This window comes from Streptomyces sp. NPDC005820 (assembly GCF_040630255.1).
Taxonomy (GTDB): domain Bacteria; phylum Actinomycetota; class Actinomycetes; order Streptomycetales; family Streptomycetaceae; genus Streptomyces.
The window spans coordinates 17,794-36,144 of sequence record NZ_JBEXXE010000054.1; the positions used below are offsets into that span (position 1 = coordinate 17,794).

General features: G+C 72.6%; 9 protein-coding genes and 1 pseudogene. 4 read left to right on the forward strand and 6 right to left on the reverse strand.

Annotated elements, in window-relative coordinates; all coding sequences use genetic code 11:
• Positions 1–13: 13 nt before the first annotated feature.
• Both ABZ464_RS43795 and ABZ464_RS43800 read left to right on the forward strand, forming a co-directional pair.
• Complete coding sequence (locus ABZ464_RS43795; protein ID WP_359287513.1) at positions 14–5,161, forward strand: family 43 glycosylhydrolase; 5,148 nt, start codon at positions 14–16, stop codon at positions 5,159–5,161.
• Between the two features lie 70 nt (positions 5,162–5,231).
• Positions 5,232–6,800, forward strand: a complete 1,569-nt coding sequence (locus ABZ464_RS43800; RefSeq protein WP_359287514.1) for a hypothetical protein — start codon at positions 5,232–5,234, stop codon at positions 6,798–6,800.
• On the opposite strand, the gene ABZ464_RS43805 is transcribed toward ABZ464_RS43800, so the two are convergent.
• From ABZ464_RS43805 to ABZ464_RS43825, 5 genes and pseudogenes are all read right to left on the reverse strand, one after another.
• The gene (locus ABZ464_RS43805; protein ID WP_359287515.1) at positions 6,793–9,579 is read right to left on the reverse strand and encodes a hypothetical protein; all 2,787 of its coding nucleotides are present in this window, start codon (positions 9,577–9,579) and stop codon (positions 6,793–6,795) included. The two genes, ABZ464_RS43800 and ABZ464_RS43805, sit on opposite strands and share 8 nt — an antisense overlap.
• On the reverse strand, positions 9,576–10,697 hold the full coding sequence (locus tag ABZ464_RS43810) for an AAA family ATPase (protein ID WP_359287516.1): 1,122 nt from the start codon (positions 10,695–10,697) through the stop codon (positions 9,576–9,578). Before ABZ464_RS43810 ends, ABZ464_RS43805 begins: the two co-directional genes overlap by 4 nt.
• A gap of 36 nt (positions 10,698–10,733) precedes the next feature.
• Entirely contained in the window at positions 10,734–12,197 is a 1,464-nt protein-coding gene (locus tag ABZ464_RS43815; protein ID WP_359287517.1) for a VWA domain-containing protein, read from the reverse strand.
• Complete coding sequence (locus ABZ464_RS43820) at positions 12,194–13,570, reverse strand: hypothetical protein (RefSeq protein WP_359287554.1); 1,377 nt, start codon at positions 13,568–13,570, stop codon at positions 12,194–12,196. Before ABZ464_RS43820 ends, ABZ464_RS43815 begins: the two co-directional genes overlap by 4 nt.
• Positions 13,571–13,654: 84 nt before the next feature.
• A pseudogene (locus tag ABZ464_RS43825) lies at positions 13,655–14,161 on the reverse strand (hypothetical protein); the annotation flags it as partial.
• A gap of 300 nt (positions 14,162–14,461) precedes the next feature.
• On the opposite strand from ABZ464_RS43825, the gene ABZ464_RS43830 reads away from it, so the two are divergent.
• Both ABZ464_RS43830 and ABZ464_RS43835 read left to right on the forward strand, forming a co-directional pair.
• Positions 14,462–16,717: a helix-turn-helix domain-containing protein gene (locus ABZ464_RS43830; RefSeq protein WP_359287518.1), complete on the forward strand. Its 2,256-nt coding sequence runs from the start codon at positions 14,462–14,464 to the stop codon at positions 16,715–16,717.
• A 241-nt stretch (positions 16,718–16,958) separates the two neighbouring features.
• Complete coding sequence (locus ABZ464_RS43835) at positions 16,959–17,915, forward strand: helix-turn-helix domain-containing protein (RefSeq protein ID WP_359287519.1); 957 nt, start codon at positions 16,959–16,961, stop codon at positions 17,913–17,915.
• Positions 17,916–17,933: 18 nt separating this feature from the next.
• Here ABZ464_RS43835 and ABZ464_RS43840 read toward each other — a convergent pair whose 3' ends face one another.
• The gene (locus ABZ464_RS43840) at positions 17,934–18,332 is read right to left on the reverse strand and encodes a hypothetical protein (RefSeq protein WP_359287520.1); all 399 of its coding nucleotides are present in this window, start codon (positions 18,330–18,332) and stop codon (positions 17,934–17,936) included.
• Between the last annotated feature and the right edge of the window lie 19 nt (positions 18,333–18,351).

Consider the following 18,351-nt stretch of genomic DNA (forward strand, 5'->3'; position numbering starts at 1 on the left):
ACGGCGGTCTCCCATGACCCATAGAAAACGCTCCCGCTTCCGTGCGAGACGCGGGGCGGGCCAACTGGCCTCTCTGACCGCCGTATCGCTGCTCATGGGGCTCACCGCGGCAGCCACCCCGGCCCAGGCCACGGACGACCTCACCGACGGACTCGCGCTCTGGTACAAGCTCGACGGCGCCTCCGGCCAGGCCGTGCCCGACGCCTCCGGCCACGGCCTGGACGGCACCCTCAACGGCACGGGCGACTGGTCCGGCCAGGGGCTCGGCTTCAACGGCTCCGACACCTATGTCAAGGTGCCGAACGACGTGATGAAGGGGCTGACGTCGATCAGCGTCGCCTTCGACGTGAAGCTCGACACGACGCAGACCACGCCGTACTTCCTCTACGGCTTCGGCAACTCCAGCGGCAGCAACGGCAACGGCTACCTCTTCGCCACCGGCAACTCCCTGCGCACCTCGATCGCCACCGGCAACTGGTCGACGGAGCAGACCACCAAGCCCTCCGACTCCCGCAATCTGACCCGCTCGGTGTGGAAGAACGTCACCTACACCCAGACGGGCACCACCGGTGTCCTGTACGAGGACGGCGTCGAGGTCGCCCGCAACACCTCGGTGACCATCACCCCGGGCGCGATCGGCTCCGGCACGACCACCGCCAACTACCTCGGCAAGTCGGTCTACTCGGGCGACAAGCTGTTCAAGGGGAGCATGCGCGACTTCCGGGTGTACGACCGCGCCCTGGCCGCGTCCGAGGTCGAGCAGCTCGCACTGCCCGTCGCCACCCAGGGCGTCGAGGACGACAAGGCGGCCCTCGACCTGGGCGACACCAGCGCGGTCACCGCCGACCTGACGCTGCCGAAGACCGGTACGGCCGGCGGCTCCACCATCACCTGGGCCAGTGACGACACCGACCTCGTCACGGACGCCGGCAAGGTGACCCGGCCCAACGCGGGGCAGCCCGACGGCCACGCCACCCTCACCGCGACCCTGAAGAAGGGCTCGGTCACCGCGACCAGGACCTTCGACGTCACGGTCCTCGCGGCGTTCGACGACGCGACGGCGACCGAACAGGCCGCCGAGGCCCTGACCGTCCACAACCTCGACGACGTACGCGGCAACCTCACCCTGCCGGACTCCGGCACCTACGGCACGGACGTCACCTGGTCCTCCGCCGACCCGGACGTCGTCTCGGCCGCCGGCGTGGTCCACCGCCCCGCCCACGGCGCGGGCGCCACCACGGTCGACCTCACCGCGACGGTCACCAAGGGCGACGCGAAGACGACCCGGGTGTTCACCGCGAAGGTGCCCGAACTGCCCGAGAAGGAAGCCCTCAAGGGCTACATGTTCAGCTACTTCACCGGCGAGGGCACGGCGAACGGCGAGCAGCTGTACGCCGCGCTCAGCAAGGGGAACGACCCGCTGCACTGGCGTGAGCTGAACGACGGCGAGCCCGTGCTGACCTCGACGCTCGGCGAGCAGGGCCTGCGCGACCCGTTCATCATCCGCTCCCCCGAGGGCGACAAGTTCTACCAGATCGCCACCGACCTGAGGATCTACGGCAACGGCGACTGGGACGCCGCCCAGCGCACCGGCAGCAAGTCCATCATGGTCTGGGAGTCCACCGACCTGGTGCACTGGACGAACCAGCGCCTGGTGCAGGTCTCCCCCGACAGCGCCGGCAACACCTGGGCGCCCGAGGCGTACTACGACAGCACCCTCGGCGAGTACGTCGTCTTCTGGGCGTCGAAGCTGTACGACAACGCGGCGCACTCCGGCGACACCTACAACCGGATGATGTACGCCACCACCCGCGACTTCTACACCTTCAGCGAGCCCAAGGTCTGGATCGACCGCGGCTACTCCGTCATCGACTCCACCGTCATCCAGCACGACGGCACCTACTTCCGCCTCTCCAAGGACGAGCGGAACAACACCTCCTCCACGCCCAACAGCAAGTTCATCTTCGAGGAGAAGAGCGACTCGCTGCTGAACCTCTCCTGGGACGCCGTCGCCGAGGGCATCGGCAAGGGCGCGATGAACGCGGCCGAGGGCCCGCTGGTGTTCAAGTCGAACACCGAGGACAAGTGGTACGCGTTCCTCGACGAGTTCGGCGGGCGCGGCTACATCCCCTTCGAGACCACCGACCTCGCCTCCGGCAGCTGGACGCCGGTCGCCGACTACGACCTGCCCTCACGTCCCCGCCACGGCACGGTCCTGCCGGTCACCCAGGCCGAGTACGACCGACTGCTGACCGCCTACCAGCCCGACCAGCTCGTCACCGGCGTCGAGGACGTCTCGGTGAAGACACGGATCGGCGAGGCGCCGGTGCTGCCCGCGACCGTGATCGCCACCTACTCCGACGGCGTCAAGCGGCCGGTGGCCGTGAGCTGGGACGACATCCCGGAGTCGGCGTACGCGCAGCCCGGTGAGTTCACCGTGACGGGAAGCCTGCCCGACGGCGCCGCGCTCCCCGTGCGGGCCGAGGTCACGGTCTCCGCGGAGGGCGCCGACGTACCCGCCGACCTGCTGCTGCACTACGGCTTCGACGAGACGTCCGGCAACATCGCCGTCGACTCCAGCGGCCACGGCTACCACGGCACCTACGTCCGCACGCCCGCCTTCGGCACCGGCGTGAGCGGCGGCTCGTTCAGCATGTCCGGCGCGAGCGACTCGCCGTATGTGAAGATCCCGAACGGCGTGCTGAAGAACGCCGACAGCGTGACCGTCTCGACGTACGCGAAGTGGAAGGGCGGCAGCAACTGGCAGTGGCTGTTCGGGCTCGGTCCGGACAGCAACAAGTACCTCTTCGCGAGCCCCTCCAACGGCTCCACGAAGCTGTACTCGGCCATCACCAAGGCGAGTTGGTCGGCCGAGTCGAAGCTGACGGCCGGCTCGCAGCTCACCGCCGGCGAGTGGCGGCACGTCACCGTCACCCTCGACGGCTCGACCGGCACGATGGTCCTCTACGTGGACGGCATCGAGGCGGCCCGGGCAACCGGCGTCACCATCAAGCCGTCCGAGCTCTACGACGCCGACAAGGACTACAGTGGCTACATCGGACGCTCCCTGTACGCGGCCGACCCGTACTTCGGCGGCGAGGTCGACGACTTCCGGATCTACGACCGCGCGCTGTCGGCGGCCGAGGTGATGGAGCTCAGCGGCAACACGACGGGCATCGCACGCGCCACCCACCCGGCGCTCAAGGTCGACGCACTGATCGACAACGCGAACAGCCGCATCACCCTGCCCTTCAAGGAGGGCACCGACCTCACCGCGCTGGCACCGGAGTTCTCCCTCGCCCACGGCGCGGCGATCAGCCCCGCCTCGGGCAGCGTGCAGAACTTCACCGAGCCCGTGAAGTACGAGGTCACCGGTTCCGACGGCAAGAAGCGCACCTGGACGGTGTCGGCGCTGGAGATGAAGAGCCCGGTGCTGCCGGGGCTCAACGCCGACCCGAACATCGTCCGCTTCGGCGACACCTTCTACATGTACCCGACGACCGACGGCTTCGACGGCTGGAGCGGTACGCAGTTCAAGGCGTACTCGTCGACCGACCTGGTGCACTGGACCGACCACGGCGTCATCCTCGACCTGGGGCCCGACGTGAGCTGGGCGGACAGCAGGGCCTGGGCGCCGACGATCGCCGAGAAGGACGGGAAGTACTACTTCTACTTCTGCGCCGACGCGAACATCGGCGTGGCCGTCTCGGACTCGCCCACGGGTCCCTTCAAGGACGCGCTCGGCCAACCGCTGCTGAAGGCGGGCCAGCTGAGCGGCCAGATGATCGACCCGGCCGTCTTCACCGACGACGACGGCACGTCGTACCTCTACTGGGGCAACGGCCACGCCTACGTGGCGCCGCTGAACGCCGACATGACCTCGATCGACACCGCGCAGATCAAGGACATCACCCCGAGCGGCTACAACGAGGGCTCGTTCGTGGTGAAGCGCAAGGGCACCTACTACTTCATGTGGTCGGAGAACGACACCCGCGACGAGAACTACCGCGTCGCCTACGCCACCGGCCCCTCCCCCACCGGCCCCTGGACCAAGCGGGGCGTGATCCTGGAGAAGGACGCCTCGCTGGGCATCCTGGGCACCGGCCACCACTCGGTCGTCCAGGTCCCGGGCACGGACGACTGGTACATCGCCTACCACCGCTTCGCGATCCCCGGCGGTGACGGCACGCACCGCGAGACCACCATCGACAAGATGGAGTTCGACGCGGACGGCCTGATCGAGAAGGTCGTGCCCACGCTCACCAGCATCGACCCGGTCGCCGTCGTGCACGCCGGTCCGGACGCCACGGGCACGGAGGGCGACGCGATCGCCCTGAACGGCACGCACTCCGGGGCGGGCACCCCGAAGTGGACGGTCGAACAGGGCGCGCCCTGCACGGTCGCGGATGCGGGGGCGGCCCGGACCACGGTCACCTGCTCCGACAACGGCACCTTCACCCTCACCCTGACCGGCGGTCGCAGCACCGACACGGCCGTGGTGACGGTCGGGAACGCGGCTCCGACCCTCACCTCCACCGCCGGTCCGAAGGCCCCGGTCCCGGCCGGCCGCAGGACGACCGTCGCGGTCTCCTTCACCGACCCGGGCACCGCCGACACCCACACCTGCACGGTCGACTGGAAGGACGGCACCAAGCCGGCGGCGGGCAAGGTCATCTCCTCGGGCTGCCTCGCGGAGCACACCTACACCTCGGCGGGCATCCGCCGGCCGGTGGTCACGGTCAAGGACGACGACGGCGGGTCGGTGAGCCGTACGCTCCCCGAGGTCGTCGTGTACGACCGCTCGGCCGGTCCGGTGATGGGCGCGGGCGCCGTCGGCATCCGGGGCTTCTTCACGGTCGCCGCCCGCTACCTCCCGCAGGCCGCCACCCCGCTCGGCCAGGTCTCCTATGTCTCCGGCCCGGCCCGGGTGAAGTTCCGCTCCACCGGGCTGGACTGGCTCGTCGTCACCGGCTCGAAGGCGGTCCTCGAGGGTTCGGGCACGGTGGACGGCAAGAAGGGCTACGGCTTCCGGGTCACGGCGACGGACGGCCCCGACTCCTTCGCCATCAAGATCTGGAAGAAGTCCGACGGCACGGTGGTCCTCGACACGGGGGCGGGGGTGAAGCCCGGCACCGTGACGATCGGCACGCACCGCCGCTAGGACCGGGTTAAGGTCATGGGCCCCCTGCACCGCGCAGGGGGCCCATGCGTCGTCCTGGGGGGCCTCACACATGCCGACACGCGAAGAGATCTGGGCCGCCGCCGATCTGCCCACCCGCCGCCTCGCCGGAGCCGCGCTCAATCCGTCCACACCGGTGGATCTCCTGCTGCGTCTGCTGGCACACGGCCCGCGCGCCGTGCAGATGGTGCTGTGCCGGGACCGGGTGCTGCCCGAGGCCGTGGTCGACGCCGTGATCCGGCACCCGGACCCGCGTGTCAGGGCCGACTTCGCCAGGAACCGCTTCGTCACACCGGCCGAGCGGGCCCGGCTGGTGGACGATCCCGAGTGGCTGGTGCGGACCCTTCTCGCGGGCGGTCCCTCGGGGATGCACTACGAGGAGTTGCCGCCGCTGCCCGACGAGACGATCGTCCACATGATGAGCACTTACGACGGCGACAGTCTGGACGGGTTCTTCTCCTGGCAGATCTCCCTCGAACTGCGCCGCCGCCTGCCCACGCATCCCGTCGCGAAGGCCCGCGTCTGGGGAGTCGGCCGATGGAGCTCACTGCCTGCCGAAACCCGGGCCGCGCTGCTCGCAGACCCTGCCGACGACGTACGGGAGAGAGCGGAGAACGCCGCCCGGCACGAGGATCCGGCCTGGGTGGAGAGCACCCTGCCGGAACGCTCGTGTCACGCCCGCACCGGCATGCTGCTCTACGACGCCCTCAGCAGGAAGGTCGTCGACAGCGTGCTCACCGCCCCGGCCCGGGAGGACGAACGGGCGACCCTCGCGGCCAACCCCACCCTCCCTCCCGACGTGGTCGGCATGTTGGCCTCCGATCCCGACCCGGAGGTCCGCGGGCGCATCGCAGGCCGCGTGGACCTCGGCCCCGCCGAACGGCGCTCCCTGGCCGCAGACCCGGACCCGGGCGTGCGCCGGACGGTCGCCGCCCGCGAGGACCTCGGCCCCGAGGAGCGGCGGGCCCTCGCCGAGGACCCCGACCCGAAGGTGCGGCTCGCCGTGTCCCGGCATCCGGCGTGGGCCGAGGAGGAACTGACTGCCATCGACTACGAAGTCCCTCTGGACGATGACTTCGCTTTCTGGCCGGAACCCCTGACGCCCCGCGACCCCGAGGCCGTACGCCGGGACGCCCTCTCCTCCCACCCGATGCTGCGTCGGCAGGCGGCACGGGTGCACACGCTGCCGGCGGACCTTGTCGCCCGCCTGGCCGCCGACTACGACTTGGGGGTCCGCGTGCTGCTGGCCCAGAACCATCCGGACGCCCCGCCGGCCCTCCTGCTGCGCAGCTTCCTCGAGTACACCGGGCATCAGCGCGAACGCCTCGCCGCCCTCCCTCGCTTCCCCACCGCCGGGCTGGCCGTCCACGCCGACGACGAGGACCCTGCGGTCCGGGCCCTGGCCGCCCGCGATCCCGAGACGCCGTCGGACGTCGTGGACCGGCTCACCCGGGACCCGGATCCCGGGGTGCGGGCCGCTTTCGCCCGGCATCCGAGCCTTCCCCAGGCCCGGCTGGCCGAGTTGCTCGACGACGAGGAGCTGGTGCAGCACGCCGCCGCCAACCCGGCGCTGGGCGTGGACGCCATCCGCGCGCTGGTGGCGGCGCTGCCGGTCAGCTGACGGCCAGCAGGACCCCGAGGGCACGGGCGGTCTCGGGGTGCCGGGCCAGCAGCTCGGCCCCGGCCGGTTCCGTCTGCGCCCAGGTGCCTTCGCAGCCCAGCAGGTCGGCCAGCGCGTCGCAGGTCGCGGGGTGGGCGGCGAGGAGGGCCACGCCGCCGCCGGTGGGCGCGGGCGATACGGCCAGGGGCGGTGCCTCCGGCAGGCGCCACGGCGGGACCCAGGTGTCCAGCTCCGCCAGGCGGGCCGGGAAGATCCGGCCGGCCTCGCGGACGATCAGCGGGGCCAGCTCGGTGCCGCCCGCCCGCAGGGTGGTGATGAGCGTCGGCAGCCAGGGCAGCAGGACCCGGTCGGGCAGTCGGGCGAAGGCGTTGGACACCGCCTCGACGACGAAGTCGGCCAGGGCCGGCACCGGTTCGAGGGCGTGGACGAAGCCGCTGAGGTAACGGGGGTAGGCCGGGACGACCAGCGGGTTGGCGAGCAGGCCGTCGCAGCGCTCCCGCAGGGCCGCCCGGGGCAGGGTGCCGAGGTGGGTCTGGGCCGCCCAGAGCAGGGCGGTGCGCGCGGGCTCGGCCGGGTGGGACTGGGCCAGGGACAGTTCGAGCTGGGTGCGGTCGCAGCCGAGGGAGAGGGCGAGGCTCTCCATGCTGAACAGGAAGCCCAGCATCGCGGCGACCTGACGGACGGTCGCGTCCTCGTCGGTGAACGCGGTCGGCAGCAGCGTGCAGTAGTGCGCGTACCCGGTCTTGACGAAGGACTCGATCCAGGACGGCAGCACCGGTTCGCCGGTGCGGTAGTACGCCAGCAGCCGGCGGACGCGGCGCAGCACCTCGGGTGCGCCGTCGACGCTGCGTTCGCCGGCCAGGACCTCCAGCGCGTGCGTGCCCAGCTCGTCGGCGAGCCGTCGGCTGCCCAGGTAGACGATCGCGTCCTCGACCGTCGCGAGGACGGTCGCCGCCGTGGCCTGCGGTGCGTACGCGGTGCGGCGCAGCCGCTGCTCCAGGACCTGCTCGATGCTGACGCCCTCGTAGCCGAGTTCGATGAGCGACCGCTGGTGGGTGCCGAGGGCGAGGTCCCAGGACTCCTGGATCGGGCGCTCGCCCAGGCTGCGATCGCCCATGATGGGGCGGGCGGCGCCCTCGGGCAGCAGTCGCCGCAGCATCCACAGCACGTCGGAGCAGTGCGCCAGTTCGGGCTGTGCGGCGATGTCCAGCAGGGCCCGCTGGACCCCGCGCTGCTGGAGCTTCAGGTTCAGCGGGGCGAGCCGGTCGTGGACGTCGCGGGCCAGCGGCGGCAGCGCGTCGTAGCCGACCTGGCCGACGCGGTCGCCGCCCATCATGATCTCGACCAGCCGGCCCACGTCCCGCCGGCCCGGCACCCGGTCCTTCTCGATGCAGGTGACGGCCGCGTCCTGGAAGTCGTACGGCGTCGGCTTGGCGCGGTCGCGCAGGCCCGCCAGCAGGATCGACGTCTCGAAGACGGCGATGGCGTCGGCCGTGGAGGCGAGGTAGCCGTTGCGGCGGGCGGAGCGCACGATCTCCACCGACCAGCCGAGCAGTTCGGCCTCGTCGAGGGAGTCGAGGACCGGTGGCCGCCGGAGGAAGCCGGTGAGCTTGTCGGCGGGCGCCGCCGGGGCGGCGAGGGGGGTCGCCGCGGGGAGGCTCTTCCTGGGTTTCGTGCCCGCCTGGCCCGCCAGCCGGTACGGCTTCACGCGGGTGCGCTTGAGGTTCTTGGCCCATTCCGTCGCGGCGATGGAGACCGAACCTGCGGCCAGGCCGAACTGGGCCTCGATCGCGGCGTGGCTGGACGGGATCAGGCCATGCCGCCACGTGGTCCCGCTGGGCGGGCTGATGGTGAAGGTGTCGCTGCCGTGCACGCCGAACTCCTCGACCCGGCTGGCCGCGTGGAACGCTCCGCAGACGTAGAGGCAGTCGGCGGGGTCGGCGCCGGTGGCGGCGAGGTGCTCCCGCATCCGCGTCCACATGTACCGCTCGCGGTCCTCGTCGACGCGGACCTTGTGCGCCTCCCCCGGGGCGAGGCGGCGGAAGAGGCTGCCGATGAGCAGCATCACCTGGCGGTAGGTGTCGTGGTCGCTGTCGCCGAGGGGCAGTTCGACGTACTGGTGCCACCACTCGGACCAGTGGCGGACCCGGCCGTGGCGCAGGAGGTGTTCCTCCAGTTCGGCGAAGCGGGGGCGCAGGTCGCCGATCTCCACGCCGACGGCGTCGCCGTGCAGGGCGCTCTCCTCGCCGGCCGCCGTGTCGCCCGGGGTCGTTTCCTCCGGCTCTGCCTCCTTCTCCCACTGGAACACATGGTCCGAGGAGCGGTCGACGAGGACCAGTTCGACTCCGGGGGTGTCCAGGGCGTAGGCGATGGCCTGGTACTCGGCGGAGGCCTCGGTGATCGGGGCCACGACCGACAGCGGGGACCAGTCGGCGGGGAAGCCCTCGACCTCCGACGCGAACGCCTGGACGGCCACCGGGAGGCGGCAGTTGCGCAGCTCGGTGAGGAGGGGGGCCATGTCCTCGCAGAGCTCCAGGTAGACCACCTTGGGCTGCTTCTCGCGCAGCCGGCGGGCCATGGCGATCGCCGAGGCGGGTGAGTGGTGGCAGACCGGGAAGATCTCCAGCGGTTCGCCCACCGCGCGCTCGACGTCGTCCACGATGCCGCGCAGGATGCCCTCCAGGGCACCGGGTCCGTCGGCGAAGGCCGTGGCGGCCTCCTGGAGCTGGCCGCGCAGTCCCTCGAAGGTGCTGCCGGTGCTGATCTGCGCGCCGCTCATGAGAGGGTCGCGATCGCGTCGCGGCCGCCTTCGAGGAACTCCGGCCAGGAGCCGCCCTCGTCCTTGCTGCGCGGCTCGACGACGCCGTGCAGGTACTTGTTGAGGATGGCGAGGTCCTCGGGCTCGCGCCGGGCGAGGGAGCCGACGAGCGAGGAGGCGAGGGTGCGGGCGGTGAGGGCGCGGTCGCCGAAGAAGTTGCTGTGCAGGATGGCGTCCTCCAGGACACCGATCTGCTCGGCGGTGGACAGCGCGGACTCCAGTTTCTCGTCGTCGCTGCCGGCGGCGGCCGCGGAGGCGCGCAGGTCGGCGAAGCTCTGCAGGAGCACGTCCAGCAGGGTCGGCGGGACGTCGAGTTCGATCTGGTGGCGGCGCAGGAGTTCCTCGGTGCGGAAGCGGACGATCTCCGCCTCGCTCTTCTTGTTCGTCACGACCGGGATGCGGACGAAGTTGAAGCGGCGCTTGAGCGCGGAGGACAGGTCGTTCACCCCCCGGTCGCGGCTGTTGGCGGTGGCGATGATCGAGAACCCGGGCTTGGCGAAGACGATGTTCTCACCGCCGGCGCCGTCCAGTTCGGGGACGGAGATGTACTTCTCGGAGAGGATCGAGATCAGCGCGTCCTGGACGTCGCTGGTGGAACGGGTGAGTTCCTCGAAGCGGCCGATGGTGCCGGTCTCCATCGCGGTCATGATCGGCGAGGGGATCATGGACTCGCGCGACTGCCCCTTGGCGATCACCATGGACACGTTCCACGAGTACTTGATGTGGTCCTCGGTGGTGCCCGCCGTGCCCTGCACGACCTGGGTGGAGTTGCGGCAGATGGCCGCCGACAGCAGTTCGGCGAGCCAGCTCTTGCCGGTGCCGGGGTCGCCGATGAGCAGCAGTCCGCGGTCGGAGGCGAGGGTCACGATGGATCGCTCGACGAAACTGCGGTCGCCGAACCACTTCTGGCCGATCTCCCGGTCGAGGCCGTCGGCGCGCTCGGAGCCCAGGATGAACACCCGGATCATCTTCGGCGACAGCCTCCAGGAGAACGGCTTGGGGTTGTCGTCGATCGACTCCAGCCAGTCCAGTTCCTCGGCGAACTTGATCTCGGCGGGGGCGCGCAACAGGTCGGTCATCACAGTGCCTTTCACAGAGCGGGAGGTAGGGGGCTGTCAGGCGAGGAACGTCTTGAGTTCATCGACGAGCTTGCGGATGTGACCGGAGATCACCGGTGTGCCCTGGTCCTTGAAGCGCTCCCGGAACCAGGGGTTGACGCTGCCGCGCCCGGAGCTGGTCACCGAGCCGACGGGAATGAACTTGACCCCGGAGCGATGGAGGGCGGCCATGCTGTCGAACAGCGGCTGGTGGTGCCATTCGTAGAAGTCGGAGATCCACACCACGACGGTGTCGCGCGGCTCGGCGATCTTCGGCTGGGCCAGGGCCATCGCGACCGTGCCGTCGGTGCCGCCGCCGAGCTGGGTGCGCAGCAGGGTCTCGAAGGGGTCGTGCACCCAGGGGGTGAGGTCGACCGCCCGGGTGTCGTACGCGACGAGGTGGACGTCCACCTTCGGCAGTCCGGCGAAGATCGACGCCAGGATGGTGCAGTTGACCATCGAGTCGACCATGGAACCCGACTGGTCGACGACCACGATGAGCCGCTGCGGTGTCGTCTTGCGGGCGGTGTGCCGGTAGTAGAGGCGGTCGACGTAGAGCCGCTCCTCCTCCGGGCTGTAGTTGGTGAGGTTCTTCCAGATGGTGCGGTCGAGGTCGAGGTTGCGGAAGACGCGCTTCGGTGGGATCGAGCGGTCGATCGCGCCGACGGTGGCTTTCTCGACCTGGGTGCGCAGGACTTCCGCGACCTCGTCGACGAACCGGCGGATCAGCGACTTCGCGTTGGCGAGGGCCACGCCCGAGAGGTTGTTCTTGTCGCGCAGCAGCTGCTCGATGAGCGACATGCTCGGGGTGAGGCGGGCGGCGAGAGCGGGGTCGGCGAGCACCTCGCGCAACCGCATGCGGCGCACGAGGTCGCCCTCCAGGGCGCCCAGCTCGGGTCCGATCGCCGGAATGAGGTTGCCCAGGTCGGGGGTGGCGCGGTGGCCGCCGGTCCCGGTGGGGCTCACGCCCCGGCCGGCGCCGCGGCCCTTGCCTTGTCCGGCGCCGCGTCCGCCGCGCAGATCGCCGGGTTGGCAGCCGAGGGCGCGCTCCAGCCAGCCGGCGTCGGACTGCCACCGGGACAGCTGCCCGGCGCTGACGGCTCCGGTGCCGGTGGCGAACACGTTGAGCAGCACCTTGGACACCAGGGCCGCGCGGCGCACCTCCTCGGCACCGTCACGCACGTCGGTGTCGGCGGTGTCGGCGGTGTCGGGCAACATCAGCCCGTCGAACTCGTCCGCCAGGTGCGGATGGCGCTGCACGATCGAGTCGACGGAGACCTGCGGGTCCAGCAGGGCGGGCGGGAGGCCGATGTCCTCCACGACGGCGAGGCTCGCCGACTCCAGGGCGGCCTGCTCCTCCGGGTCGAAGAGGCGGGCGAGGAGGCGCCAGTACAGAACCTGCCGACGGTTGTCGTGCGGAGCGGGCTCGGGCGCCGCGTCGGGCGCCGCGTCGGCCGTCGGGTCGGTCGTCGGGTCGGTCATTTGCGCAGCAGCCTTCCCGCTCGCTCCCGCAGGACGGTCACGGCGTCGGTGGCGGCCTTCTCCGCCCTGACGCCCGTCTTGTCGGTGGTGCCGCCGGCCCAGGCGCCCGCCTGGAGGGCGACGGTCTTCCTGCGCACGGTGGTCTCGACGGCCAGCGGCTGGAGCCGGAAGGCGCCGCCGTCCCAGCGGAGCAGACCGATGCAGGCGCCGGAGGCCGCGACGGCCTCGGGGGTCAGCGGGCCCGCGACCGGGATGCGGTCGGTGTCGACGACGAGGTCGTCGCCCGCGCTGGTCAGGACGAGGGTGTCGCCGTCCTGGCGGGTGGTGTAGCCCTCCAGGAACACCGGTTCGGCGAGCCGCGCGGGGTGGCGGTCGAGCGGCGCGGTGGCGGCCGCGGTGGCGGTGGGCAGGGCGACGCGGGCGGTGGCGAAGGGGTCCGCCGGTTCGCCCGGGCGGGCCCGGGTGCCGTCCCAGAGGAGGTCGCCCTCCGCGGTGAGGGGCATGGCGTCCAGGTGCATCGCCCGGCCTTCGCCGAGGGCCGCGAGCAGCGCGAGATGCGGCCGCAGCAGCTGCCAGACGCCGGCCGCGACCACGGTGTCCGGCTTGGGCACCGAGACGCTCGCGCGGACCAGCCGGGACGGGGTGCCGTCCTCGGGTTCGAACACGGCGTGGACCTGGGCCTGGGCGGCGGTCGCGTGTTCGTGCAGGTCGATGCCGAGCGGCAGCAGCCGCCCGGTGGCGGTGCCGACGGCGGGCCGGTCGGTGGCGCCGGTCCGGGTGAGCAGCAGGGCGCGCGCCCAGAGGTCGCCCCAGCGGCGGGCCGGGATCCGCTCCAGGGCCGATCCGGGGCAGGAGGCGGCGAGTTCGGCGGCGAACCCGTCGAGCAGGGTGGCCGGCCGGCGCAGTTCGGGCCTGGCCAGCATCGCGGAGACGATCTGGGCGGCGCCGCCGACGAGTTCGTGGTCGATGCCCTGCCAGCCGGCGCGGGCGAGGTCCGCGAGCCAGGTCCGGGCCGCGGCGAGCAGGTTGGCCTGCTGCGGGTCGCCGACCGCCGAGGGGGTGTCGTCGGCGCGGGTGCGGCCGGTGGAGGCGTCGGCGCGGGCGGCGAGCGCATCGTGGGCGGCGCCGAGGAGGGCCGAGCGGGCGGCGGCCAGGGCGAGGAAGTGGTCCTCGCCCGCGGTTCCCGCGGCGGCCTTCTCGGCGGCCTCGGCGACCCGGGCGGCCAGCGGGCTGCCGGCGACGGCGCGGGCGAGCTCCGCCAGACCGGCGGCCTGGTCGGACCGGGGCCGCAGCAGCCCGGCGACGAGACACCGGTCGAAGGCGTCGGCCGCGGCCAGGGCCTCCTCCAGCCCGTCCACCGGGGCGCCGAGCACGCCGGCCGACCCCCCCGCACCCGGGCGCTCCCCCGCGCCGCCCGGATCCACGGCCCCCTCGGAGGCGGACGCCCCGGTGCCCTCCGCACGCGTCGGCGCGAACCACTGCATCTCCGGCAACGGGTCCGTGACCGGCGCCTGTTCGAGGTAGGCGAGGTGGCGCAGGAACCGGCTGAAGACGGGGGCGGCGGCCGCCTTGCCGTCCGCCGGCTGCGGGCGGGTCCCGATCATCGCGGTGGTGAGGGCGGCGGCGTCGGGCTCGCCGCCCGTCGGCTCGACGCGCAGATAGCGGGCGACGCGCATGCCGCCGTACTGCAGGACGGCCTCGGTGACCAGGGCGCGGATGTGGTTGCAGAACGAGCCGCGCGCGCCGCCGCAGGGCCGGTTGTTGTTGGTGCTGCACGCGAAGGCGAAGGTGCCGGCCGCGATCGACGAGACGTACACCCGCTCGATGTCCGAGCCGCTGGAGACGACCCCTTGCAGGCGTCCGTCGGCCAGTTCGACGAAGGGGACCTTGGCGAGCTTGCGCGGGCGGGCGGGCGGCACCACCCGGGCCGTACTCGCCCTTTCCCAGTTCTCCCGGTCCGACAACTCATCATCTCCTTTGCGGCACACGGCTGCACACGCCGGAGCGGCGCAGCACAGGGGGATTCGCCGCACCCGAGCGGCGCGACGACAATCAACTTATCGGCGACCACTGACAATGCGTCCGACCTGCGGAAACAGCGCCCGGTGCGGAATCGTTGGCAGCGGCGCCCCGCGTGGGCCGGAGCGCCGCGCCGGGGCCGTCCGGATCCCGGTCGGGAGCGCGGCGCAAACGCTCCGCTCTCCTAGAATCCGGTGGATCACGGTCGGCGTGCGGGCAGCCCGGCACGGGCGGAAGGGACGGGATTGAGCGGGGAGGGAGCGGTGTTCGGGCCGCTGCTGCGGGAGTTGAGGCTGGCCGCGTCGCTGACCATGGAGGGTCTGGCGGAGGCGTCGGGTGTCAGTGTGCGGGGCATCGGGGACCTGGAGCGGGGGCGGCGGGCGGCTCCGCAGCGGCGTACGGTCGCGGCGCTCGCGGACGGTCTGGGGCTGGACGAGGCGCTGCGGGAGCGGCTGCTCTTGGCCGCGCGGGCGGGGCGCCCGCCGGGATACAGCCCGGTGGGCGTACGGGCGTTCCCGCGCGGGGTCGACGACTTCGTGGGCCGGGAAGCGCAGTTGGCGCGGCTCACGGAGCTGGCCGGGCGGCAGGACGCGGCGCAGCCGGTGGTGGTGGCCGTGTCCGGGCCGCCGGGCGCGGGCAAGACGACGCTCGCGCTGCACGCGGCCCGCGCGCTCGCCGAGCGTTTCCCCGACGGGCAGTTGGTGGTCGACCTGTGCGGCACGGACGAGGAGCCGCCCGGCCCCTCGGAGCTCGTGCTCCGTGTGCTCAAGGCCCTCCAGGTGGCCGACCGGGAGCTCGCACAGGCCGGTCCGGACGGGCATCCGGCGCTGTACCGGCGGGTGCTGGCGGAGCGGCGCTGTCTGCTGGTGCTGGACGACGCGCGGGACGAGGCCCAGGTGCGGCCGCTGCTGCCGGCCGCGGGCGCGGCCATGGTGGTCGTGACGAGCCGGCGCATGCTGACCGGGCTGGACAGTGTGCACCGGCTGCCGCTCGGGGAGCTGAGCCCGGCGGAGGCCGCCGCGTTCCTCACCGCCCTGGTCGGCGCCGAGCGGGCGGCGGCCGATCCGGACGCCGTCGCCGATGTCGCCGTACGCTGCGGGCATCTGCCGCTGGCCCTGCGGGTGGCGGGCAACTGGCTGGCCACCCGCACCGGCTGGACGGTGCGCCGGCTCGCCGACCGGCTGGCGGCCGAGGACCGGCGGCTGGACGCGCTGGCCGCCGGGGACGTACGCGTCACCGCCGCCTTCGACCTGTCGTACCGTCAGCTCACCCCCGCCGCCGCCCGGTTGTTCCGGCGGCTCGCGCTGCTCCCGGGGCCGGACACGGGGGCCGCCGGGGCCGCCCGGCTGACGGGGCAGACGCCGTTCGACGCCGAGGACGCCCTGGAGGAGCTGGTCGAGACCGGGCTGCTCGGGGCGTACGGCGAGCGGTACCGGCTGCACGACCTGCTGCGGCTGTACGCGCGTGCCCGGCTGGCGGCCGAGGAGAGCGCACCGGAGGCCGTACGCGCGCGTGCGGCGCTGTACGACTGGCTGCTGGGGACCACGGTCGTGGCCGGGCGCTGGTTCGAGCCGGACCACGGTGCGCCGCCCGCCGGCTTCGACGGGGCGGTCGATCTGTCGAGCGCGGACCGGGCCCGGGCCTGGTTGCAGACCGAGGGCGCGAACTGGCTGGCGGCCCTGCGCGCGGCGGCCGCCGACGGGGCGCACCCGACCGTGGTGGAGGTGGCGGAGGCGCTGCACTGGTTCTCCGACCAGTGGATCTTCTGGGGGCACTGGCCGGAGGTCTTCGGCACGGCCGCCCGCTCGGCGCGCGAGCTGGGCGATCCGGTGCTGGAGGCGACGCATCTCAACTATCACGCGTGGGCGCTGCTCACCTGCGAAGGGCGCCCGCACGACAGTCTGGAGCGCTCCGCGGCGGCACTCGGGGCCGCGCGGCGGGCCGGTGACGTACGGCAGGAGGCGTGGGCGCACATCTATCAGGGGCTGGCGTTCCGTCGGCTGGACGACCACGTCCGGGCCGGCGGGCACATGCACCGCGCGGTCGCGCTGTTCGAGGCCGCGGGCGATCTGCACGGCAGCCTCCAGGCCCGGCACGGACGCGCCCTGATCCTGATGGACTCGGGCCGCCCCGAGGAGGCCCTGGTGGTGTACGGGGACACGCTGGCGTTCCTGGAGCGGGTCCAGGACCGGCTGGCGCCGCACATCGCCGAGTTCGGCCGGGGCGGCATGCACTCGGGCATGGGGTCCAGCAACGCCCTGCTGGGGCGCTGGGCGGAGGCGGTCGAGCACCATCGCGCCGCCATGGCGATCTGGCGGAGCAGCGGCAACACGGCCATGGAGAGCCGTCAGCTCGTCCATCTGGGCGACGCCCTGCTGTCCGCCGGGCGGCGGGCCGAAGCCCGGGAGGCCTTCGCCCGCTGTGTCAACCTCGGCCCGGACGCCGACCCGCAGCGCGTCACGGCGGCCCACGACGCCCTCGCCCGCCTCTACACGCCCTAGGGCGGCACCGGCGGGCGAGGTCCCCGCGCCGTGTCCCCATCCTCGCCGTCGCGGCTCCCCCGTGTCTTGTCCCTCAGCGCACCGGACTGTTCCGTGCGCGCACCGTCGCGGCGGGTGTGTTTCTGCCTGCTTCCTGCCTGGAGGCGGTCCCGGCCGGCTGCTTGGCTGGAGTCGGCGGGGAGACCGGGCCGCCGACGCTCCGCGTTCTCCTGCGCCTCGTACGGCGGAAGGGGAGAACCGGGTGAGCCTGGTGTGGACGACGGACGCGGTTCCCGAGGGGGAGCGGCTCACGTACTGGCGCGACGCGCTGGGCAGGGCGCTGGTGCCGATGACCGTCACCGCCCGCGGGGACGGACCGTTCTCGGGCCGGATCTCCAGCGGACGGCTCGGCTGTCTGTGGATCTCCACCGTCGAGGCGGACGCGCAGCGTACGAGCCGTACGCCCGCCCAGATCGCCCGCGCGGCCTCGGACTGCGTGGCGGTCGGGGTCCAGACGGCGGGCACGGCCACGCTGCTCCAGGACGGCCGGCACGCGCGAGTGGACGAGGGCGACCTCGTCGTGTACGACACGTCACGCCCGTACGCCCTGGACTATCCGGGGCGGTTCTCGACGCGGGTGCTGCACATGCCGCGGCGGGCGCTCGGTCTGCCCGAGGAGGATCTGCGGCAGGTCACCGGCACCGCGATCGGGGGCGCGCAGGGGGCCGGTGCGCTGCTGGGGTCCTTCCTGACCGGGCTGGCGGCGTCGCTGCCGACGTGTTCCCCGGCGGTCGCGACGAGGCTGGCGGCCAGTGTCGTGGACCTGTTCGCCACGCTGGTGGACGAGCGGACGACGGCCGACGGGCCCGCCCCCGCCGCCCCGCAGCACCCTCTCGTGCACCGCATCCGGGACCACATCGACCGGCATCTGGCGGATCCCGGGCTGTCCCCGGCGGGCATCGCGGCGGCGCACCACATCTCCGTGCGCTATCTGCACCGGCTGTTCGAGGAGGAGGGCGTCACCGTGGCGCGGCTGATCCAGCGGCGGCGGCTGGAGCGGTGCGCCCAGGACCTGACGCGGTGGGACTCGGCGGCGCCCACGGTGTCGGCGGTCGCCCAGCGCTGGGGTTTCGCCAATCCGGCCCACTTCAGCCGGGTCTTCCGGGTGGCCTACGGACGGTCGCCGCGCGAGTGGGTGCGTTCCGGAACGGTCGGCTGAGACGACGTCCGGGGGCGGTCACTTCGCCGAACGGCTCGCCTTCCAGGCGTAGAGCACGGCCACTCCGGCGAGCGTGGCCGCCGCCGCGCCGACCGCCCGGCCGCCGCCCCCGCGGGAGCGCCAGGCCAGCACCGCGCCGGTCGACTGGGCGGACAGGACCGAGCCGGCGCTGAGCCAGGAGCCCACGGAGGCGAAGGACGCGGCGGAGCCGACGGATCCCACGGACAGGAAGCTGCCGACGGAGGCGACGGACAGGGAACTGCCCACGGAACCGATGGAGAGGAACGAGTCGACCGAGCCGATCGACAGCGCCGAGTTCTTCGACCACAGCGAACGCCAGGAGCCGTCCGCGTCCGCCTGCTTCGCCACCGCTTTCGTCGCTACTTTCGTCGCCGCTCTCGTCGCCGATTTCGTCATGATCCGATCATAGGACCGG

Bases quoted from the DNA above. Each gene is read 5' to 3' on its own strand.
- ABZ464_RS43795 (WP_359287513.1), top strand. From the start codon at position 14: ATGACCCATAGAAAACGCTCCCGCTTCCGTGCGAGACGCGGGGCGGGC.
- ABZ464_RS43800 (WP_359287514.1), top strand. From the start codon at position 5,232: ATGCCGACACGCGAAGAGATCTGGGCCGCCGCCGATCTGCCCACCCGC.
- ABZ464_RS43805 (WP_359287515.1), bottom strand. From the start codon at position 9,579: ATGAGCGGCGCGCAGATCAGCACCGGCAGCACCTTCGAGGGACTGCGC.
- ABZ464_RS43810 (WP_359287516.1), bottom strand. From the start codon at position 10,697: ATGACCGACCTGTTGCGCGCCCCCGCCGAGATCAAGTTCGCCGAGGAA.
- ABZ464_RS43815 (WP_359287517.1), bottom strand. From the start codon at position 12,197: ATGACCGACCCGACGACCGACCCGACGGCCGACGCGGCGCCCGACGCG.
- ABZ464_RS43840 (WP_359287520.1), bottom strand. From the start codon at position 18,332: ATGACGAAATCGGCGACGAGAGCGGCGACGAAAGTAGCGACGAAAGCG.